Genomic DNA, 20,223 nt, shown 5'->3' with positions numbered 1-20,223 from the left:
AGGGGTGCTTTCGCACGTTCTGCTCCGTTTAGAACCCTTGTCAGCCTCACTGGACTTCTTTTAAAAGGTTTTCGGTATTCGATTCATTTGACTCATCATCTTCTGCCTTCTGATGCGGCAGAATCATATTTAACAGGACGCCAGTAATTGCAGCGAGTGCCATTCCTGACAGCGTCAGATTGATTTGTTTCACCTCAATGAATGCTCCGCCAATTCCAATGACTAAGATGACTGATGCGATAATGAGATTGCGCTTTTCTTCAAAGTTCACTTTATGATCAATCAGGATTCGCAGTCCGCTTGAGGCTATGATTCCAAAGAGCAGGAACGAAACGCCCCCCATAACCGCGGATGGTACTGTACTGATTAATGCTGAAATTTTCCCAACAAAGCCGAAGCAGATCGCAAACACCGCTGCTCCGCCGATGACGAAGATACTGAACACTCTTGTGATGGCAAGGACGCCAATGTTCTCTCCATAAGTCGTTGTTGGAGGTCCGCCGATGAGTGAAGCGAAGATTGTCGCCGCACTGTCTCCTAAAATGGAGCGATGAAGACCTGGCTTTTTAATAAAATCTTGTCCAACAACTTTGCTTAACACGACTTGATGGCCGATGTGCTCAGACATGGTCACAAAGGCAACCGGCACCATCACTGTGAGAATGCTTAAAGTCACAGCAGGTGTATAGTCGACAAATGGCACAACAAAGTCTGGTACAGCAAACCATTTTGCGTCAATGACTGGCTGGAAGTTCACAATGCCTTGTGTTAAGGCAAAGAGGTAGCCGCTAATAATGCCGATTAAGACTGGAATCAAGCTAAGGAATCCTCTTAGGAAGATCATACTAATAATGGTGACAGCGAGCGTGAAGCCTGCAACCATTAAGTGCTTCAGGCTGTAAACAAGCTCCTTTGCATTCGGATCGACGTACATCGCCATGTTAACAGCTGTTCCAGCGAGTCCGAGTCCGATGACCATAATGACGGGTCCTACAACGACAGGCGGCAGAAGCTTCATTAGCCAGCCTGTGCCGAGCCATTTGATAAATAATGCGATGAGTGCATATGCCACACCCGCCATAAAGGCACCTACCATTGCTGCTCCAGGGCCGCCGGTGGCTTTTACATTCAAGATAGGGGCGATAAAGGCAAAGGACGATCCAAGATACGCCGGAATCTGCCCTCTTGTGATGATTAAGTACACAATGGTTCCAACCCCGCTTGAGATGAGCGCGACGGCTGGGCTCATATCAATGATCTTTGGTACAAGAATGGTTGCACCAAACATGGCAAACAAGTGCTGCAGGCTGAGTGACAGCCATGTGAACGGTTTTGGGATATCTCGAATGCCTAAATTGGCTTTTTGCTGACTCATGATTTTCCTCCTAGATGTGTCCTTTTTCATTAAAAAAGCCTCTTTGCGAGTATGCGCAAAGAGGCCTAGAAAAACCGTACACGTCACTTTAGCCGTGTGCTCGGTGTCTCTGTTATTGCCCTCTTTGCAAACTCTCTGGAATGCATTTAAAAAGGTTATTTTTCATATATAGCGACAAGGTCGTTTTGATCTACTTCATTGAGCTGAACCATGACTGTCTCTGCTTTTGATGTCGGGATGTTTTTTCCGATATAATCCGCTCGAATCGGCAGCTCCCGGTGTCCCCGGTCGACTAGAACAGCTAGCTGAATGGAAGATGGTCTTCCTACATCCACAAGCGCATCCATAGCCGCTCTGACGGTTCTACCTGTGAACAAAACATCATCTACGACAATCAGTGTTTTGTCATTAATGTCAGCTGGGATGTCTGCACCCTTGACAAGCGGGTCTTGGTTCTCTGTCTTTTTTGTCAGGTCATCACGGTATAGCGTAATATCCAGTTCACCCACCGTCACTGGGTTTCCTTCAATTTGTTCGATGCGCTCTGCAAGGCGCTTTGCAAGATGAATACCTCTTGTCTTGATCCCGGCTAGGATGACATCCTTCATCCCTTTGTTGCGCTCAATCATTTCATGTGCAATACGGGTAAGCGCTCGTCTTATCGCTTGTTCATCAAGAATGACTGCTTTTTGTTCCATCTTTTACACCTCTTTTTGACAAATAAAAAGCCCCTTCTGCAAAGGGCAGAGAGGGGCGCTCATTTGTGCATACTCGTGCACAAATTGATCCGTTATCCTTCTCAGCCTCTCTGGACTGTTTTAAAGAATCTCAATTTCTTCGTTTATTATTTCAAAAAAAGAACGGCCTGTCAATCGTTATTTCTTAATGAATCGATAAAGCCCCGCATATCAGCTGGAATTGGAGCTGTAAACTCCATATATTCTCCTGTTCTAGGGTGATCAAATCCTAACACGCCTGCATGCAGCAGTTGTCCATTGAAATCAACAGTTTTTCTCGGGCCATATTTTGGATCTCCGGCAAGCGGATAGCCAATGTATTTCATATGAACACGAATTTGGTGGGTTCTTCCTGTTTCTAGGCGGCATTCTACAACGGTAAAGTCTTTAAAGCGCTCCATCACATCAAAATGAGTGACTGCCTGCTTTGCATTTTCTTTTGTGACCGTCATGCTTTGGCGATCTTTTTTGTCTCGACCAATTGGTGCATCAATCGTTCCAGTATCATGCTGAATGATGCCATGAACAACGGCTGTGTATTTTCTAGTGACCGTTTTCGCCACCAGCTGATTGACGAGTGATTCATGCGCCATATCATTTTTTGCGACCATTAAAAGCCCTGACGTATCTTTATCAATCCGGTGGACAATTCCTGGTCTCATCACACCATTAATGCCTGACAAATCATTGCAATGAGCCATGAGGCCATTGACAAGAGTACCTGTCACATGTCCTGGTGCTGGATGAACGACCATTCCTCTTGGTTTATTGACCACTAGTACATCTTCATCCTCATAATAAATATCAAGATCCATTGATTCCGCTTCTACATCTAGTGCTTCTGGATCTGGAATCTCTACTTTGATTTGATCTCCAGCTTGTACTTTATAATTGGCCTTCACTTGTTTTCCATTTACTTCGATGAGCCCATCTTTCACCCACTGCTGGACTTGGGTTCTTGACCATTCTGGTTCAGTTGTGCTTAAAAATTTATCAAGCCGTTCACTCGTTTGTTCTTCTGAAACGGCAATGTTTACTTGATTCATGTAGTTGACTCCTTATTTTTCTTTCCATCTAACAGCATTTGAATAAAGAGCAGAATAACCCCCACACATAGAGAGGAATCTGCGATATTAAAGATCGGATAATGATAATCCCCAAATACGAAATGAGCAAAATCAACCACTTCTTGACGGAAAATACGGTCAATAAAGTTCCCAATCGCTCCGCCAAGCATTAAGGCAAGCGCTACGCCAAGTAGCTTGTCCTTTTGTCCATGTTTTTGCAAATAATAAACAATTCCTGCAATAACAACGAGTGTGATCACATAGAAAAACCACATTTGTCCTTGGAGAATCCCCCATGCGGCTCCTGAATTTCGGTGGGATGTGATGTAAAAGAAGCCATCAATCACAGGAATAGAATCACCGAGCATCATATGTTTGACAATGAGCCATTTTGTTAATTGATCTAAACAAATTATCACGAATGCGATTATGTAATAGAACACACACGTTCCTCCATCTTCATACTTTGGTCTTTAAGCATTTTATCAAGAAAACAGGATGGAGTAAAGAAACTTTAGTTGACAGACAAAAACCTCCCTACATGTGGAAGGCTTCAAAATGAGAATCATTTGATTCATAAGGATAAGGGGTGAATGCTTTTTTCTCGTATTGCTTATGATATAAAAAGTCGTCAGTCGTACGAGCAGTCGGAAGAATACTCATTTGTTCAATGGGCATTGTATGCCCAGTCGCCTCACATATGCCATAAGTTCCTTGTTCAATTTTTGCAATCGCGAGCGAAACATCTTGCAGTTCTTCTTTGATGTGATAAAGAAGCGTGGTCGTTTTTGCTTGATCGAAAGTGACATGTTCAGCGGGTGAACGCAATGATGCATATTCAAACAGTTTCGATTGCAGTTCTTCTCTCATTTGAAGGAGTTCCATGTAAATCGTCTCTAGATCGCCATTCATGTCGCTGATTCAACTCCTGCCCTGTCGTGATAATCATATTGTTGCCCCGCCTGTTCACTTTAAAGCCATAAGATTTTTCCTTTCGTTCTAAACGCTGTCATTTTCTCTATATCAAAAACGCCCCGCTATATGCGGGGCGCTAGTTGGTGATATCACGCTGTTAATTCTGGTAATATTTCTCCACGATTTCAGCATTTTTGAGCGACAATGTTGGGTATTTTGGATTTGCGCCAACATCTTTTGAAATAATGCGGGAGCGTTCGCACAGTTCGCCTTCTGCTTTTTGAACAACAATACGTCCTGATGTGTATTCAGGCGCTGATGCGTCTGCATGTTTCTCATCTTCTACTGTTAATTCAGAAATGATGAAGAGCTGCTTCACATCTTCTTTAATGGATGCAAGAAGATTTTTCACTTCCTCTGTTGCATAAAGGGTCACACTTGCTTCAAGTGAACGTCCGATGACTTTCTCATTACGCGCAATTTCCAGCGCTTTTAGCACATCGTCACGTACTTCCATAAAGCGGTCAAACTTCACTTCTGTCGCTTCTGCTTGAGGAACAGCTACACCTTCTGGCATATCTGTTAACTGAACACTTGGCTCTTCAACAAAGCTTAAGTGGCTCCATAGTTCATCTGCTGTATGCGGAAGAATTGGTGCTGTCAGCTTCACTAACGCCATTAATGTTTCATAGAAGACCGTTTGCATGCTGCGGCGGTCTGGATGATCCGCATGCTCAATGTATACCACATCTTTTGCAAAATCGAGATAGAAAGAGCTAAGCTCAATCGTACAGAAGTTGTGGATGGCATGATAGACAACCGCAAATTCGTAATCATCATAAGCTTTTTTCACTTTATCAATCAATTTGTTTAATTTGATTAAGATATATTGATCCACTTCGCGAAGCTCTTCGACCGGTACTGCATTGACTGCTGGATCAAAGTCAAACAGGTTACCATGCAAGAAGCGGAACGTGTTACGGATTTTACGATAAACTTCTGCGACTTGTTTTAAAATGTCATCAGACACTGGATGATCGGCTTGATAGTTGACAGAAGATACCCAAAGTCTAAGAATCTCCGCACCAAGCTGCTTCGCCACTTTCGTCGGATCGATCGTATTGCCTAATGATTTACTCATCTTGCGTCCTTCTTTATCAAGCGTAAAGCCATGGCTGAGAACACCTTTATATGGCGCTTTTCCTGTAACAGCAACTGCTGTAGATAAAGATGAGTTAAACCAGCCGCGATATTGATCAGAACCTTCAAGGTAAAGGTCTGCTGGACGAACCAGGTCATCTCGTTCTTCTAATACCGCTTGGTGAGAAGAACCAGAATCAAACCATACATCCATGATATCTTGCTCTTTTGTAAATTCACCATTCGGGCTGCCTGGATGTGTAAAGCCTTCAGGCAATAATTCTTTTGCTTCTTTTTCAAACCAAATATTCGAGCCATGTTCTCTAAATAATTGAGAGACGTGCTGAATCGTTTCATCTGTGATGATTGGCTCACCATTTTCAGCATAGAAGACTGGGATTGGAACGCCCCATACACGCTGTCTTGAAATGCACCAGTCACCTCTGTCACGCACCATATTGAACAGGCGCGTTTCGCCCCAAGCTGGAACCCATTTCGTTTCTTTAATATTATCTAATAGTGCTTCTCTGAAATCTTTAATAGAAGCAAACCACTGAGCAGTTGCACGATAAATCGTTGGTTTTTTCGTTCTCCAGTCATGCGGATAGGAGTGCGTGATAAAGTCGAGTTTTTTCAATGCGCCTTTTGCTTCAAGCTGTTCTGTGATGGCTTTATTGGCATCCTCGTAGAATAGTCCTTCAAAACCAGGTGCTTCTTCTGTCATCACACCTTTTTCATCTACTGGACATAGCACATCAAGACCGTACTTCATACTTACGATAAAGTCATCTTCCCCGTGACCTGGCGCTGTGTGAACACAGCCTGTTCCTGCATCTGTTGTGACGTGATCGCCAAGCATCACAAGAGAATCTCTATCGTAAATTGGATGTGCTGCAACGACCTTATCTAATTCTTTACCTTTTAAGGTTTTCACAACTTCGTACTCTTCAAAGCCAAGTGTTTTTGCCACTTGTTCAACTAGCTCAGATGCGATGACATATCGCTCAGCCCCCACTTGAAGCACACTGTACTCTAGGTTTGGATGTACACAAATGCCAAGGTTTGCAGGAAGTGTCCAAGGTGTTGTTGTCCAGATGATGAACTGCTCGCCGTTTTCAAGTACGCCTTTGCCATCTTTCACTTTAAATGATACGTAAATCGATGGTGAACGTTTGTCCTTGTATTCAATTTCTGCTTCAGCAAGTGCTGATTCACTTGATGGAGACCAGTTAACAGGCTTAAGGCCTTTGTAAATATAGCCTCTTTTCGCCATTTCACCAAAGACAAGAATTTGCTGCGCTTCGTATTCAGGCTTCAATGTCACATATGGATTGTCCCAGTCTGCTCTTACGCCCAAACGTTTAAACTGATTGCGCTGACCTTCGATTTGTTTCCAAGCATACTCCTCACATAGTTTACGGAATTCTGCTGTCGACATTTCTTTGCGTTTGACTTTTTTATTTTTCGTAAGGGCTGTTTCAATCGGTAAGCCATGTGTATCCCAGCCCGGTACGTACGGTGCATGGAATCCATTCATTGATTTAAAACGGACAATAAAATCTTTGAGGATTTTATTGAGTGCGTGCCCCATATGAATGTCACCATTCGCATATGGAGGTCCATCATGCAAAATAAAGGTTGGGCGTCCTTTTGTCCGCTCTAAAACCATTTGATAGATGTCTTTTTCTGCCCACTCCTCTTGGATTTCAGGCTCTTTGTTCGGCAAGTTTCCTCTCATCGGGAATTCTGTTTTTGGCATTAATAAGGTGTCTTTGTAGTTCATACCTATTCCTCCACATGCAAATTCGTATTAAAAAACAATAAAAAAAGCCCTCTCATCCCATAAGGGACGAGAAGGCTTGTCTCGCGGTACCACCCTTTTAGACAAGCGCTTTGAAACTGCCGCTTATCCACTCTAAAATCGTAACGTGATCAGACGCCTTTTCTTACTCATTCATTTCAGAAAAGGAACTAAAGGGGTGATCTCATTGCAGCGTCCCGTAATGTCAGGCTTCCACCGTCCCTGATTCGCTTAATTACGCATGTGACAACTGCGAGTGTCCCTTTCAAACGTTTATCTCTTGTTAATTTATGATGGTATTATATGCAACATGAGCACGTCATGTCAAGATGATGCGCTTATTCTTTTTCGTCAAAGACAGCGTCAACTTCATATTCCAGCAAATGATCCCAATCATCATTTTTCAGAAGATCAAGCTGAGCTTCGATGAGCATTTGGAAACGAGTTCTAAAGACTTTCGACTGTTTCTTGAGCTCTTCGATTTCCATTGCAATCTTTCTTGATTTTGATAACGCTTCGTTGATAATACGGTCTGCATTTTTCTCAGCTTCACGAATGATCAATTTCGCTTCTTTATCAGAATGACGCTTCACGTCTTCTGCTGCTTCTTGCGCCACAAGAATGGATTTGTTTAATGTTTCTTCAATTGTTGCAAAATGGCCTAGTCTTTCATCAAGCTCGTTGACTTTGTCTTCAAGCTCATTCTTTTTGCGAAGTACGATCTCGTAATCTTTACGTACTTGGCTTAAAAACTCATTTACTTCATCTTCGTCATAGCCGCGAAAACTTTTTGTGAACGTTTTATTATGAATATCATTAGGTGTTAATGGCAATCTTGCCACCTCCAGATTCAAATTCGTTATGTCAGAAGCTCAAATGTTACTTTCAATTTATCTTTTTTTGTCTTTCCATCAATTGTTTTTAAGCTAAAGCGGCCAAATCCCCTGACAGAGAGCTGATCACCTTCACCAATTGTAAAGGAAGGGTCTTCAGTGACTTTCCAGTTTACTTTGACAAGACCATTTTTGACCAAAAGTTGTGCTTTTTGCCGAGACTGACGGCTGACAGCAGCACATACAGCGTCAAGCCGCAGTGAAGAAATCGTATCTTCTTTGATATCGGTTTTGCTGATGACTGGCTGAAGATCTGCCTTGCTAATTTCCTCTAATGAAACAGATGCTCTGCCGACATGCGTCAGCTGAGCCCGAACAAAATCGGCAACATCGCTTGTACAAATAAATTGCACATTGTCCTCTGAAAACAACAAATCACCGAATTTTTGACGCTTCAGGCCTGTCCCAATGAGCGAACCGAGAAGGTTGGGGTGTTCTATAGAAATAAACTTTTTCGCATAGTTCACCTGAAAATAAGTCAGCTCGAAATCCTGTATAGACGGTGCTAAATAATCAGGATAGATCAAAGCCCTTTTTCGCTCTGCTTCCTCATACCCGCCAAAAAACATGAGACCCAGTTCATCAGAATGCTGAATCACGGACTGGGTAATGAACTGCTCACGCGGATCAAGAAAGTCTGTTAATTTCATTCGATATTGATCGAGTGCGATGTTTTTCCAGCCTAATACTTGGTCGACAAATGGCTGTTCGTCTTTTCTAAAATGTTGATAAATATCGCTCATTTTGTTCCCCTTTTATGTAAAAGAGCCTGGCAGATGCCAAGCCCGGCAGCCTGTTTACATGAATCGTACAATCATATTATAAAGACCAGTTAGTCCATACAATGATGCGAAACGAATCACAAGCAATGCCACAATTGGCGAGATGTCAATCATGCCAATTGGCGGAATAATTTTACGGAATGGTTCTAAATACGGTTCGCAAATGTTTGTCAAGAAGCGGCCAATCGCTGTTTCTCTTGCAGATGGTACCCATGACATAAAGATGTAAATAATGATCGCGAATGAGTAAATCGTTAATACAGTCTGTAGAAACTGAAAAATGTAATATAGAATCACTTTGGTTTACCACCTCTGAGGTTCTTCCTCTGTCAATAGCTCTGATATTGTGCCAGATACATCCACATTATCAGGAGTGCAGAGGAATATATTCGAGCCAATACGCTGAATGTCTCCACCGATTGCATAAACCGTTCCGCTTAAGAAATCGATGATTCGCTTTGCTTGATCGTGCTGAATGCGCTGCAAATTGACGACGACTGCACGCCGATTTTTAATATGATCTGCAATCTCTTGAGCCTCTGCATAAACACGTGGCTCACTTAACACCACTTTAGAGGATTTTTGCACGCTTTGCAAGCTGACGACATTTTGTTTTCCTGCCTGAGGACGCTCTTGAAATGCCGCTTTATCTTTTGTGTTTTTTTCTTCTTGTGCTGGTTCTCTTTCTTCATCAATATATTCGTACTCATACTCTTCATCATCGAGTGTGAAGAAGCTTTTAAACTTATTTTTTATGCTCATGTCACGCACCTCCTGTTTCATTTCCAACAAGTGAAGAGCCAATCCGAACAAATGTCGCACCTTCTTCAATTGCGATTTCAAAATCGTTTGACATGCCCATCGATAAATGCTGACAAGGTGCATTTACTTGGTTCAGTTGTTTTACCTCTTGTTGAAGGCTTTTTAATGTTTTAAAACAGTTTCGTATCACAGTATAATCATCTGTAAATGGAGCCATCGTCATGAGTCCAGCAATTTCAATATGTTTGAAATCAGCCAGCTGTTTGACAAATGGAATCACGTCTTCGCTTTGTAAGCCGTGTTTTGACTCCTCAAGTGATGTGTTCACCTGTACAAAACAGCGAACCGTGTGATCCGCTCTTTTTTCAATTTCATTCGCAAGGGACATTCTGTCTAGCGAATGTAAGTAGTCAATGGTCTGAATGACAGATTTCACTTTTCGCGTCTGTAAACTGCCGATGAAGTGCCAGCTAATGTTTTCATCGGTTATGGCTGCCTGTTTTTCAAGTAACCCTTGGTCACGATTTTCACCAAAGTGCAAAATTCCGGCATCCTTGGCTTCTAATGCTCGTTCAATCGAGACATATTTTGTGACAGCGACAACCGATACATCGTCTGGATGTCTACCTGCTCTTTTACATGCTTCGTTGATTTGTTCATTTATTTGTCTGAGATTCTCTCGTACATTCAATTGCACTTATGCCTCCTTAAACCCGACAAAAGACATCATACGTCCTGTTTTCCCTTGATCACGCCGGTGTGAGAAGAAATGCTGCTCATTGCAACTTGTGCACATCGAACTGACATGTATGTTTTCTTCTTTTAATCCTGCATGAAGTAATACGTTTTTGTTTAATGTTTTTAAGTCAATTTTGTATTGTCCTTGTGACATCTCGGAATACACATCCTCTGTTGTAAAAGGAAGCTGTTTCACTTGATCTATGACAACATCATCTACTATGTAGCAGCAGCTGCCAATGGATGGTCCAATGACGACTTGTATATGATCGGCATCAGCGCCTTCTTGGCGAACCCATGCATCAACCATGTTGGCGCCAATTTGCTTAACGGTTCCTTTCCAGCCGGCATGAGCCGTTCCAATCAGCCCAGATTGCGGCGCTAGAAAATAAAGCGGAACACAGTCAGCGAAACAAAGAGCGAGCATGATGTTTGGTTCAGAGGTGTATAAACCATCTGTTCTAGAGAGCGCTTCATCATACTGAAGACTTCCTCTTCCCTTTTGTTCCTTCGTGACTTTCATGATGCGATCCTCGTGTGTTTGGTCAGCAAACACCCAATTAGAGAGCGGCACAGCAGTAGCATCTGCAATGACTTGACGATTCATTTGGACACTAGAAGCATCATCTCCTACATGGAGTCCAGTGTTCATTGATTGATATGGAGAAAGACTAAAGCCGCCATTTTTTGTCGTAAAACCGGCCAATATCTCTTTTCCAGAACATGTCATGTTCGTCCAATCATGAATCATCATTGCATAAGGTGATTTCTGCTGAAAGGGGTCATATTTGTCTATCAAAGCTGCCTCCCACCTTTCATTCATCTCTCTTTATATCGCTCCTATTTTACCACAAGACCTGCTAAGACAGTTAGTGGGATTCATTAAATATTACACTCAAATGTGCCCTTTCTACAGGTTTTTTTTCAAATTGATATGAAAACGTAATCTTTTTACCCGAAAAAGACATTGATTGCTGAGAATGGAGAGCTTATGTTAAGGATCATTGAATGATTCATTGAGGAGTTTACACGAATTAAGAAGACAATCGGACAAGTATCACATCTTCGCCAATTTTTACTATATTTCGCCACGGGACAATCATTTCCTCTTCTTTTCCGAAAAATCCCATCATTTTACCTGTACCGCCTATGATAATCGCTTGTATTTTACCGCTCGTGACATTGATATCGATGTCTCCAATGGTACCTAATTTTTTTCCGCTGGACACATCGACAACATCTTTGATTTGGAATTCAGAAATACTGATCATCTGTCCTTCCCCGCCTTTCGTTTTCTACTATAATATGTATGATGGAAAAGCAGGGAAGCAGACCAATAGTTTCTCTTATCTACAATTTACTTAAGTGAGGACGGCCGTTTTGCCACATGACTTCGACTGGACATTCAAAAAAAGAAGAAAGCAAGTCGCTTGTCATCATCTGCTTTGTCTCCCCTTTATGAAAAACAGTACCTTCTTTTAATAATAAGGTGTGCTGAAAAATCGGGAGAATCTCTTCTGCGTGGTGGGTCGTATAGAGCAATGTGGGCGCATCTGGTTTTGATGCAATCAATGAGATCGTCTCCAGCACTTGTTCTCTTGCTAAAAAATCAAGACCCGTCACAGGTTCATCTAATATTAGAAGCTTCGGATCATTCATTAAAGCTCTTGCGATGAGCACTTTTTGTTTCTCTCCTTGCGACAGGGTTTCATACGTGCGATTGGCATATTGAAACGATCCAAATGTTTTTAATAAATCAATCGCCTTCTCTCTTATCTCATCTGTCGGTGTTTCATAAAGTCCGATGGAAGCAAATGCCCCGCTCAAAACAATTTCAAATGCATTGTCATCTCTGTGCAGCTTCTTTTCAAGACCAGCAGAGATGAGACCAATTTTCTTCCTTAGTTTTTCACCAAGCGCTTCCTTGCCAAACACATGGCCTAACACCGTCATCTCACCTGACGTTGGAAAATAATACGAGCACAGCATATTTAATAAAGCGGTTTTTCCCGCACCATTCAATCCATAAAGCACCCAGTGTTCCTGGTTTTTCACCTGCCAGTCAATAGAACGAAGCAGCCATTTTCCATTTCGTTTTAAAGAAACATCCTTCAAGTCAAGCGACACGATCTTTTCCCCCTGAATAAAAATTCTGAATATACAAATAATAACGTCTACAGCATATCGCAAATGTTTCAATCAGTAAACCTAACGCAAAAAAGCTGCTCCCTATTAAGGAACAGCTTTTTTGCATGGTTACGAAATTTCAATTCGTACGCCCTCTTTAATGTCAGGAAACGTATGCGGGGATGCAAAGACAGCTCCCGGTAATACATCATCAAACGGCTCTTGGAAGTAGATCGAAATATGGCCGAGTTCCTTAAAGTTGTCATTTGCTTTATTGCCTAAAGCAGTAATGGTATAAGTTTGGTCGCCCACTTGAATCGTTCCGCCTAATTTCAGAGGCTCTTCTTCTAAGTGTTCAAACTCATGAATGACAGACATATCTCTTAATTCCTGCGGCGCTGCTGGTCCAAATAAAACAATCAGCTTATCTTCTTTAAACTGCGGGACTAAGATCCCAATTTCTTTTACGACAGATTGTGTTACCATGTATCTCGATTCCTCCTTTAATACGTTTAATACATACCGAAGCTGGCAACGTATGCGATCACAACAGATAGAACGCCTGTAATGAGACGGCTATACAAAACTGCTGGTACCCCATATTGTACCGTTTCCGGCTTCGCTTCACCAAGTGATAGCCCCACCGGGATAAAGTCACACCCTACTTGACCGTTGATCGCAAACAGTGCTGGAAGAGCAAATTGAGGCGGAATATTCCCTAGTGCAATTTGACTACCAATGAGAACACCGATGACTTGTGCAATGACTGCCCCAGGTCCTAAGACAGGCGATAGGAACGGTAAGGTACAGACAACAACGAGCAGTAAGAGCCCCCATAAAGATCCTGCCAAAGGTGAAAGGAAATGGGCAATCAGATCACCGATTTTTGTATAATTGATAATTCCAATTAACATACTGACAAAGGCCATGAATGGAATAATGTTTTTAAGGAGCATATCAACAGAATCACGACCAGCTTGATAGAATGTGCCGGTTACTTTCCCGATTCCTCTTGAGAATCTCATGAGGAAATTCCCTTTTTCTTGACGTTCGATATTTTCCTCTTTCAGTTTTGAATAGGTTTCTTTGAAATTCTCTTTGTCAATTGGGCCGCTGCTTTCTTGACCTTCTACAGTCCCTTCACTATCAGATGCTTCCGCAAAGGAAATATCTTTTTCTGTGACACCTGATACGAAGATATCCTCTGTAATGTGTTTTGCAAGCGGTCCAGAAGGAGAGGATGCCAGCACATCGACAGTTGGAATACGTTTCATTGGATAAAGTCCGATTCGCGCTGTTCCTCCGCAGTCAATGACAACACACATCATTTCATCTTCTGGTATAGAATTTTTAAAACCATCACATGCTTCTGTCCCTGTCATTTCTGCAATTTTACGTGCAACTGGGTGAATGCCTCCTCCTGTAATGGAAACGACCTTTCTTCTTTTACCGGTTGGTTCAAGCTCTAATCCTTTTCCCCATCCGCCAGCACCTTTTGCAACAAATACTTTGTGGTTTGTCATGTCTAACCCTCCCCTATTGTGAATTCGCTTTCATTTTTCCTGCTAAGTACTTTGTGATCCATTCCGTAATGATTCCGCGAAGTAAAATGACAACGATCCCGACTAAGAAGTAACGAACAGCTAGCTCTGACATAGAGTATCCAGCTTCTTTAATCCCGTTCGCAATTCCTAAGTAGACAAACAGTTCTCCTGCGTTGGCATACGGGAACAGCGATGTCACCGGATGAACAAATGAAACAGCTGAATCATAGAATGCTGGTTTTTGTTTTTCAGGTAAGAAGCGGCCAAACGTATAAGCCATTGGGTTTGTCAAAATAAGAACGGATAAGATCGGCATTAACGTATAGCGCAAAATGGTATATTTCGCTGCAAACTGAATCGCTCTATTCACTCGCTCTTCTCCAATAAACTTCATGACAGCATAAGTGAAAGTAAGTAACACAACAAGCGTTGGAACGATACCTGTAACAAGACCCATGAATTGCTTTCCGCCGGCTTCAAACATCCCGATAAAGTGCTCTCCAAACCATTGAATCCATTCCATGTTTCATCTCCCCTTTCTTAGTTCACATTTGTTATATTTTTTTTAGAAATCGAGACAAGCGCCTGCTCCGCTGCCATGGAGAGTGCTTGCATGACAGCTGGTCCCCTTTTGCGCTTTTTCAATGTTTGTTTCATCATGTGATGCTCATCAAGCACAGCCCCCACATGTTTTCCTTCATAGGAAGGCAGTTCCTTAAATTTAGACAAAATCGAGACGCCACCCAGCACATGACACTTTTGAATGATGTATGATTCATCGACAATGATGAGCGCAATGGCTCCAGGACCAAATTTGCGCCGCTCCATTCCTGAAAACAAGTGATAGCCTTGTTTCCCTTTATAGTCGTCAATCAGTGAATCCATGCTTTTGCGGTAGTACTTGATTTGAATAAACGATAAGCCATACTGCACAATCAGAATGATACAAAGTACGATTGCTAATTTTTCCATAGCCTCACGTCCTTATGATTGAAATAAGTGATCTTGTAATGAACGTAGCTTCCAGACCGTTGTGTTTGAATCAAGTTCTACATCATCATGAGATAGGAATTGCCCCAATTTGATATCTTTTTTCGCTACCACTTTTCCGCTGATTAAGCCAATTGGGATGTGGCCGTTCGCTTTCATGTCTTGATGTGTTTCAAGTACACCTCTTACGGAGTATCCGCCAATACCATCAAGTGTTTCTCCTGCTTTAATATCTCTTTTCGCCACAGCGACAGTTTCTGATACTGGTACACCAATTGGATGGATTGAAGAATCGTGTTGTAAGACTGCTTTTGCGATCGTCACTGGTGTTTCAAGGCTTGCTAAGTGGAAAGGACGATACAGTGTGTAGTGAGGACCTTTTCCAACTTTTAAGTAACGAAGCTCTTCATCTACTGGCTCAAGATCACTCTTGACGATGACAAAGACACCTGGTGCCAGTCCGTTTACATATTCAACGACTCCGAAGTTATCCAGTACGCCGCCTTGCTGTTTTTGATTTAATTTATCTGCTACATTTTCTAAATTCGCTTCTACTCCGTGCATGCCGACTTTATCAGGCAAAAGTCCTGTTGCATTACTTAATAGGTTCATTTCTGCCATCGTTTTTGTTCCGTCTTGGAATGCTGCCAGCATGTGGGCACTCATATGTTTACTATCTGCTTCAGCTTTACACGTATCTGGGTTTGCTTCTGGGAAGAATGGGTTGTTCTTACCTTTCCCAGCAACCAATACTTCAAGCCCCATTGTTTTTGCAAATTCGTATAGTTCTAGCGTTGCTGCTGGTTCATCTCCAGCTGATCCAGAGTAAACAAGTCCTGCATTCGTGAATAATTTATGCATGACCAAGCCGATCGTAATATCGACTTCTACATTTAAAAGAACGAGATGTTTTTTTGAATTAAGCGCTTCCAAAGAAATGTTTGCTCCGACCTCTGGAACACCTGTTGCATCCACAACGACTTCCACAGAATCTGATTGAATCACTTCTCTGTAATCATTTGTGACGACCATTTGATGTGGTTTCGCATGTTGCTTGTAAAAATTCGCTGCTTTCTCAGCTGCACTAAGATGAATATCACAAACACCTGCGACAATCATGCCTGGAATTTTAGAAATTTGTGAAATGAGTCCAAACCCCATTTGGCCTGCCCCGATAATCCCAACTTTGATTGGATCTCCGCTGCGTTCTCGTGCTAACAATTGTTGATAAATTGACATCTAAATCATCCTTTCAGGTTTTCTTGCTTCACAATAGATTGCTAGAAAAATAATCTGAAACTTTTAACAAATGTTATAAAAATTAACAAAAATCTGTTTCTTGTAACATTTGTTATTTTATTTATCATTTGTTATGAACTTAGTTTATATGATGTGTCAACTTTGTGTCAAGATAAAATCGATAAAATTTTCAATCTTTTTGAGTCTAAAGACTCAAAAAAACTACCTAATCGGCTTAGGTAGTTACTTTAATAGGGCATCTCCGGTTTGTTCATCTGTAATTAACACATGAATTAATCCACCTTCTAACGCCGCCCTGATCGCTTCAATTTTTTCTTCTCCTCCAGCGACACCAATCACAAGCGGGATCTCTTTCAGTTTTTGAGGACTGATCCCCATTACCCGGTCGTTCCACGGATGCGGATACACTTCACCTTTATGATCAATAAAGTTATAACAAATGTCACCCGCGACATCTTTCGCTTGCAGGATATCTTCCTCACCACTTGTCATATAGGATTTCACCATCGTTGAATGTTGCGGAACCCCGCCTATTCCTACGACCGCGATATTTGATGATTCTCCTAATTCAATGACTTTTTTGATCGACGGCTGTCTAATGAGTACATCTTTCGCTTCTTTCGTATCAAGCATGACAGGCACATGTAAAAACTCACATTTGGATTTGAGTGCTTCTGAGCATCTTCCAATAATATAGTTGGCATGAATATCAACATCTTCATTTCCGACGCCTCCGACTAGCGGAACAAATGTCACAGACGGAAAATGCTGAACAGACGTAAGCGCTTTCGCCATTTCATGCAAGGTTGTCCCTGATGAAAAACCGATGACTTGTCCATCCTTCATGACTTTTAATAAAAAGCCCGCAGCCGCAGCTCCTATTCGACTTTTTGTTGTTTCTTGACTGAGAGATTCCACACACACGACTTCTCGCAGCCCGTATTTCCGCTCTATTTTTCTTTCTAACGAACCATATTGTTGATTCACTTCATCATGAATAATGATTTCCACGATTCCTGCTTCACGTGCTTTTGCCAAATATTTCGATATGAGCGAACGGCTAACCCCAACAGCTTCTGCAATTTTAGATTGAGTGGCGCCTTCTTCATAGTACATATGCGCAACCTTAATGAGCAGCCTTCTTTCATCATGGAATGTCATAATAACCCTTCTTTCCGCTTCTCTATTCCCTCACAAATGATATTTCAAATAACATTTGTTAAAAACAGATTAAATGAAAAAAATAACAGAGTCAATACTAGAGATGGGTTCTCTAAAAAGAATGAAAAAAGCCGCACATTAGCGGCGGCTTTAAAAAATATTTTTATTCATTTGTTTGATTGCTGCTTTTTCAAGCCTTGATACTTGTGCTTGAGAAATACCGATTTCTTCTGCCACTTCCATTTGTGTTTTGCCTTGGAAGAAGCGTTTACGAAGGATCATTTTTTCTCGATCATTCAATCTGCGCATTCCCTCTTTTAAGGCCAATTCTTCTACCCATTGTGTATCTTTGTTCCGTTCATCACTAATTTGATCCATCACATAAATCGGATCTCCTCCGTCATTATAAATCGGTTCAAACAAAGAAACAGGATCTTGAATGGCATCTAGGGCAAAAACAATTTCCTCATGAGGGACTTCTAACACTTTGGCAATGTCTTCTGCCGTTGGTTCCTTGCTTGTCTCACTAATCAGTCTCTCACGGACTTGAAGCGCCTTATAGGCAATATCTCTTAGTGAACGAGACACCCGGATAGGGTTGTTATCGCGCAAGTATCGACGGATTTCTCCTATGATCATAGGGACCGCATAAGTTGAAAATCTGACATTGTGGCTTAAATCAAAATTATCAATTGATTTCATTAATCCGATACAGCCTACTTGGAAGAGATCATCAACATACTCGCCTCTGTTGTTAAAACGCTGAATCACACTTAAAACCAACCGCAAATTGCCATTGACTAGCTTTTCTCTTGCTGTATCGTCACCTTCATCTTGCAGCTGTCTGAATAATTTTCTCATTTCGTCGTTTTTCAGAACAGGCAGTTTGGAGGTGTCGACTCCGCAGATTTCCACTTTATTTCTGGACACTTTTTTCCCTCCCTACAGGAGCTGTTGTACAAAGTTCAGTATCTCCGTGGGATGGAAAAATATGCACGGTCTATGACGAGAAAGATGTGAAAAAATGGTGATCCCTTTGACAGTACAGGGATAAAGCTTTCAAAAAAATTTTTTTAGACCATCTTATTAAATTCTTTTTGCAATCGTTTAATAATTCTTTTTTCGAGCCTTGAAATATAGGACTGAGAAATACCAAGCATGTCGGCAACATCTTTTTGGGTCTTTTCTTCACCACCAACTAAACCGAATCGTAGTTCCATAATTTGTTTTTCACGATCGTTTAATTGTTCTAACGCTTTTTTCAGTAATTTTTTATCGACATTTGCTTCAATATCCCGGGTGATAATATCATCATCTGTCCCAAGTACATCTGATAAAAGCAATTCATTGCCGTCCCAGTCAATGTTAAGCGGCTCATCAAACGATACTTCTGAACGGATTTTATTATTTCGACGCAAATACATCAAAATCTCATTTTCAATACATCTAGACGCATATGTGGCCAGTTTGATCTTTTTTTCTGGATTAAACGTATTTACTGCCTTTATGAGGCCTATCGTTCCGATACTAATCAAATCCTCAATGTTAATGCCTGTGTTTTCAAATTTTCTTGCAATATAAACGACCAATCGCAAGTTTCTTTCGATCAAAATGGCTCGTGCTGTTTGATCACCTTTTGGTAATTTAACGAGCAATTCTTGTTCTTCATCCTTTGATAACGGCGGAGGCAGTGCCTCACTTCCACCAATATAATAAATCTCATCACTCTTTAGCCCTAGCTTCATGAGGAGTTTATACCAGTAGTAAGTGAGTTTAAATTTTAATTTTTTCATCTTCTTCTCCCTTCTAAATGTCCAGTTGACTTCGTAAGATAAAAGACATCACAAAAAAACTACGACACCCCTTGTATCATTTTTCCGTCTAACATCTCTGGATGAATGATGGATTGAAATTCCTGATCTGCTGATAATCCACTTAGACTCATCCCAACAAAACACTTCGCTGGCTGGATCATATGCGTTTTTGTATAAAGGACGACCGTATCTGGTTTAAAGCATAGTAGAAACCCGTGATCATGACCGACTGCGCGATATGGAACGAGTCTTAAACGATCAAGCAGCGGAAAATGGTCATCAAGCTTTTGCATCACTTCAACAGGATGAAACTGTTTCATTTTTTCTATAAATGGCTCTCCGAAAATAGATGTGAGCTGATCGAGCTGGACGATCATGACAGGTGTTTTCGTCAATGGATCATACAGCTGATTTCCAGAATCGACCAGACCATTTAAGCGGATCGTTTCTCCTTGAATGTGGATCTCCACAAGTACTTGTTCGTCATATTGTCTTTTTTTCGCACCAACCTCTCCTAATCGTTTCTTTGAAAACAGCCAAATGGCCGGAAAGCCAGTGAGAACAAAAAGCCAGCTAATGGGATCACCAAATCCATCATTTTGTGAAATAAGCAGTCCATCTTGAATGACTGTATTTGTCTGCAAAAACGAATGAACCCCGATCATGCCCCCTCCCATCAAAAATGTGACAAAGTAAAAAGCAAACAGGTTTTGAAAAAAGGAACGAAATCTTTGAAAGCCAAAGGTTCCAAGCACGATCAAGACAGAAAAAAGCAGTTTGCCTAAAGGGTGCGACACAATCATTGCAAATGGCGTAAAGAGCAAGAGAACAATGCTCGATCCAATGAGAGCTCCAAACATATATCGCCTTTTTTTCACTTGTCGTTTGAGAATAAATGCCGTGAGTAAGAGCAGCAATAGATCAAAACAAAAGTTTAACAGCCAAATGACATCTAAATAAATGACCACCTTCTGCTCCTTTCATCTGAAACAAAGAATCAAAAGCAGTACTTGCACTTGTTTGTACCAGTATAAAACAGTCATCGGATGGAAGTCTGTCAATTCTTGTAGGGGATGATAGAGAACTTTTGGTGGATTGTTATCGTTTTTGTCGACGT

General features: G+C 41.5%; 23 protein-coding genes. All 23 read right to left on the bottom strand.

Annotated elements, in window-relative coordinates:
* Positions 1-46: 46 nt before the first annotated feature.
* The 23 genes from ABG082_RS07515 to spoIIGA all read right to left on the bottom strand — a co-directional run bounded on the left by ABG082_RS07515 (position 47) and on the right by spoIIGA (position 20,074).
* On the bottom strand, positions 47-1,375 hold the full coding sequence (locus ABG082_RS07515; RefSeq protein WP_024720322.1) for a solute carrier family 23 protein: 1,329 nt from the start codon (positions 1,373-1,375) through the stop codon (positions 47-49).
* A 155-nt stretch (positions 1,376-1,530) separates the two neighbouring features.
* The gene (gene pyrR, locus ABG082_RS07510; protein ID WP_007499718.1) at positions 1,531-2,073 is read right to left on the bottom strand and encodes a bifunctional pyr operon transcriptional regulator/uracil phosphoribosyltransferase PyrR; all 543 of its coding nucleotides are present in this window, start codon (positions 2,071-2,073) and stop codon (positions 1,531-1,533) included.
* 170 nt (positions 2,074-2,243) lie between these two features.
* Positions 2,244-3,158: an RluA family pseudouridine synthase gene (locus ABG082_RS07505; RefSeq protein ID WP_007499719.1), complete on the bottom strand. Its 915-nt coding sequence runs from the start codon at positions 3,156-3,158 to the stop codon at positions 2,244-2,246.
* The gene (gene lspA / locus ABG082_RS07500; RefSeq protein ID WP_008344942.1) at positions 3,155-3,622 is read right to left on the bottom strand and encodes a signal peptidase II; all 468 of its coding nucleotides are present in this window, start codon (positions 3,620-3,622) and stop codon (positions 3,155-3,157) included. The genes ABG082_RS07505 and lspA overlap by 4 nt, the downstream gene beginning before the upstream one ends.
* A 94-nt stretch (positions 3,623-3,716) precedes the next feature.
* Positions 3,717-4,091 carry a hypothetical protein gene (locus ABG082_RS07495; RefSeq protein ID WP_008344944.1) on the bottom strand — a complete coding sequence of 125 codons (375 nt, stop codon included), beginning with the start codon at positions 4,089-4,091 and terminating at the stop codon, positions 3,717-3,719.
* Positions 4,092-4,251: 160 nt separating this feature from the next.
* Positions 4,252-7,017, bottom strand: coding sequence for an isoleucine--tRNA ligase (gene ileS / locus ABG082_RS07490; protein WP_008344945.1), 2,766 nt, complete (start codon positions 7,015-7,017; stop codon positions 4,252-4,254).
* A gap of 356 nt (positions 7,018-7,373) precedes the next feature.
* A complete protein-coding gene (locus ABG082_RS07485; RefSeq protein WP_008344947.1) occupies positions 7,374-7,868 on the bottom strand; it encodes a DivIVA domain-containing protein in 495 nt (164 codons plus the stop codon).
* 26 nt (positions 7,869-7,894) lie between these two features.
* The gene (locus ABG082_RS07480; RefSeq protein WP_348936726.1) at positions 7,895-8,671 is read right to left on the bottom strand and encodes an RNA-binding protein; all 777 of its coding nucleotides are present in this window, start codon (positions 8,669-8,671) and stop codon (positions 7,895-7,897) included.
* A gap of 54 nt (positions 8,672-8,725) precedes the next feature.
* A complete protein-coding gene (locus ABG082_RS07475; protein WP_017367203.1) occupies positions 8,726-9,007 on the bottom strand; it encodes a YggT family protein in 282 nt (93 codons plus the stop codon).
* A gap of 6 nt (positions 9,008-9,013) precedes the next feature.
* Complete coding sequence (sepF, locus tag ABG082_RS07470) at positions 9,014-9,472, bottom strand: cell division protein SepF (RefSeq protein ID WP_017359354.1); 459 nt, start codon at positions 9,470-9,472, stop codon at positions 9,014-9,016.
* Between the two features lies 1 nt (position 9,473).
* Positions 9,474-10,163: a YggS family pyridoxal phosphate-dependent enzyme gene (locus ABG082_RS07465; protein ID WP_175580589.1), complete on the bottom strand. Its 690-nt coding sequence runs from the start codon at positions 10,161-10,163 to the stop codon at positions 9,474-9,476.
* A gap of 6 nt (positions 10,164-10,169) precedes the next feature.
* On the bottom strand, positions 10,170-11,033 hold the full coding sequence (pgeF, locus tag ABG082_RS07460; protein WP_057079577.1) for a peptidoglycan editing factor PgeF: 864 nt from the start codon (positions 11,031-11,033) through the stop codon (positions 10,170-10,172).
* 211 nt (positions 11,034-11,244) lie between these two features.
* Complete coding sequence (locus ABG082_RS07455) at positions 11,245-11,481, bottom strand: YlmC/YmxH family sporulation protein (protein ID WP_008344958.1); 237 nt, start codon at positions 11,479-11,481, stop codon at positions 11,245-11,247.
* A 79-nt stretch (positions 11,482-11,560) separates the two neighbouring features.
* The gene (locus ABG082_RS07450; RefSeq protein WP_019743283.1) at positions 11,561-12,337 is read right to left on the bottom strand and encodes an ABC transporter ATP-binding protein; all 777 of its coding nucleotides are present in this window, start codon (positions 12,335-12,337) and stop codon (positions 11,561-11,563) included.
* 129 nt (positions 12,338-12,466) lie between these two features.
* Positions 12,467-12,823, bottom strand: a complete 357-nt coding sequence (locus ABG082_RS07445) for a PTS glucitol/sorbitol transporter subunit IIA (protein ID WP_007499733.1) — start codon at positions 12,821-12,823, stop codon at positions 12,467-12,469.
* A 26-nt stretch (positions 12,824-12,849) separates the two neighbouring features.
* Positions 12,850-13,860: a PTS glucitol/sorbitol transporter subunit IIB gene (locus ABG082_RS07440; protein ID WP_008344962.1), complete on the bottom strand. Its 1,011-nt coding sequence runs from the start codon at positions 13,858-13,860 to the stop codon at positions 12,850-12,852.
* 13 nt (positions 13,861-13,873) lie between these two features.
* Positions 13,874-14,404 carry a PTS glucitol/sorbitol transporter subunit IIC gene (locus ABG082_RS07435; RefSeq protein WP_003210918.1) on the bottom strand — a complete coding sequence of 177 codons (531 nt, stop codon included), beginning with the start codon at positions 14,402-14,404 and terminating at the stop codon, positions 13,874-13,876.
* A gap of 17 nt (positions 14,405-14,421) precedes the next feature.
* Positions 14,422-14,853 (bottom strand): transcriptional regulator GutM, encoded by a 432-nt coding sequence (locus ABG082_RS07430; protein ID WP_008354650.1) that lies wholly within the window; start codon positions 14,851-14,853, stop codon positions 14,422-14,424.
* 12 nt (positions 14,854-14,865) lie between these two features.
* A complete protein-coding gene (locus tag ABG082_RS07425; RefSeq protein ID WP_008344966.1) occupies positions 14,866-16,110 on the bottom strand; it encodes an SAF domain-containing protein in 1,245 nt (414 codons plus the stop codon).
* A 243-nt stretch (positions 16,111-16,353) separates the two neighbouring features.
* Positions 16,354-17,292, bottom strand: a complete 939-nt coding sequence (locus ABG082_RS07420; RefSeq protein WP_007499742.1) for a sugar-binding transcriptional regulator — start codon at positions 17,290-17,292, stop codon at positions 16,354-16,356.
* A gap of 150 nt (positions 17,293-17,442) precedes the next feature.
* Entirely contained in the window at positions 17,443-18,222 is a 780-nt protein-coding gene (gene sigG / locus ABG082_RS07415; RefSeq protein WP_003211879.1) for an RNA polymerase sporulation sigma factor SigG, read from the bottom strand.
* A gap of 143 nt (positions 18,223-18,365) precedes the next feature.
* Positions 18,366-19,085, bottom strand: coding sequence for an RNA polymerase sporulation sigma factor SigE (gene sigE / locus ABG082_RS07410; protein ID WP_007499746.1), 720 nt, complete (start codon positions 19,083-19,085; stop codon positions 18,366-18,368).
* A 59-nt stretch (positions 19,086-19,144) separates the two neighbouring features.
* Positions 19,145-20,074 (bottom strand): sigma-E processing peptidase SpoIIGA, encoded by a 930-nt coding sequence (gene spoIIGA / locus ABG082_RS07405; RefSeq protein WP_181891572.1) that lies wholly within the window; start codon positions 20,072-20,074, stop codon positions 19,145-19,147.
* Between the last annotated feature and the right edge of the window lie 149 nt (positions 20,075-20,223).

Origin of the sequence: Bacillus sp. BS1807G30 (assembly GCF_040047675.1) — a bacterium.
Taxonomy (GTDB): Bacteria; Bacillota; Bacilli; order Bacillales; family Bacillaceae; genus Bacillus; species Bacillus altitudinis.
This window is presented reverse-complemented; position numbering and strand designations above follow the sequence as displayed.

Bases quoted from the DNA above. Each gene is read 5' to 3' on its own strand.
- ABG082_RS07480 (WP_348936726.1), bottom strand. From the start codon at position 8,671: ATGAGCGATATTTATCAACATTTTAGAAAAGACGAACAGCCATTTGTC.
- sigE (WP_007499746.1), bottom strand. From the start codon at position 19,085: ATGAAAAAATTAAAATTTAAACTCACTTACTACTGGTATAAACTCCTC.
- ABG082_RS07495 (WP_008344944.1), bottom strand. From the start codon at position 4,091: ATGAATGGCGATCTAGAGACGATTTACATGGAACTCCTTCAAATGAGA.
- ABG082_RS07505 (WP_007499719.1), bottom strand. From the start codon at position 3,158: ATGAATCAAGTAAACATTGCCGTTTCAGAAGAACAAACGAGTGAACGG.
- sepF (WP_017359354.1), bottom strand. From the start codon at position 9,472: ATGAGCATAAAAAATAAGTTTAAAAGCTTCTTCACACTCGATGATGAA.
- ABG082_RS07445 (WP_007499733.1), bottom strand. From the start codon at position 12,823: ATGGTAACACAATCTGTCGTAAAAGAAATTGGGATCTTAGTCCCGCAG.
- ABG082_RS07455 (WP_008344958.1), bottom strand. From the start codon at position 11,481: ATGATCAGTATTTCTGAATTCCAAATCAAAGATGTTGTCGATGTGTCC.
- ABG082_RS07420 (WP_007499742.1), bottom strand. From the start codon at position 17,292: ATGACATTCCATGATGAAAGAAGGCTGCTCATTAAGGTTGCGCATATG.
- pgeF (WP_057079577.1), bottom strand. From the start codon at position 11,033: ATGAATGAAAGGTGGGAGGCAGCTTTGATAGACAAATATGACCCCTTT.
- pyrR (WP_007499718.1), bottom strand. From the start codon at position 2,073: ATGGAACAAAAAGCAGTCATTCTTGATGAACAAGCGATAAGACGAGCG.
- ileS (WP_008344945.1), bottom strand. From the start codon at position 7,017: ATGAACTACAAAGACACCTTATTAATGCCAAAAACAGAATTCCCGATG.
- ABG082_RS07440 (WP_008344962.1), bottom strand. From the start codon at position 13,860: ATGACAAACCACAAAGTATTTGTTGCAAAAGGTGCTGGCGGATGGGGA.
- ABG082_RS07425 (WP_008344966.1), bottom strand. From the start codon at position 16,110: ATGTCAATTTATCAACAATTGTTAGCACGAGAACGCAGCGGAGATCCA.
- ABG082_RS07430 (WP_008354650.1), bottom strand. From the start codon at position 14,853: ATGGAAAAATTAGCAATCGTACTTTGTATCATTCTGATTGTGCAGTAT.
- ABG082_RS07515 (WP_024720322.1), bottom strand. From the start codon at position 1,375: ATGAGTCAGCAAAAAGCCAATTTAGGCATTCGAGATATCCCAAAACCG.
- ABG082_RS07435 (WP_003210918.1), bottom strand. From the start codon at position 14,404: ATGGAATGGATTCAATGGTTTGGAGAGCACTTTATCGGGATGTTTGAA.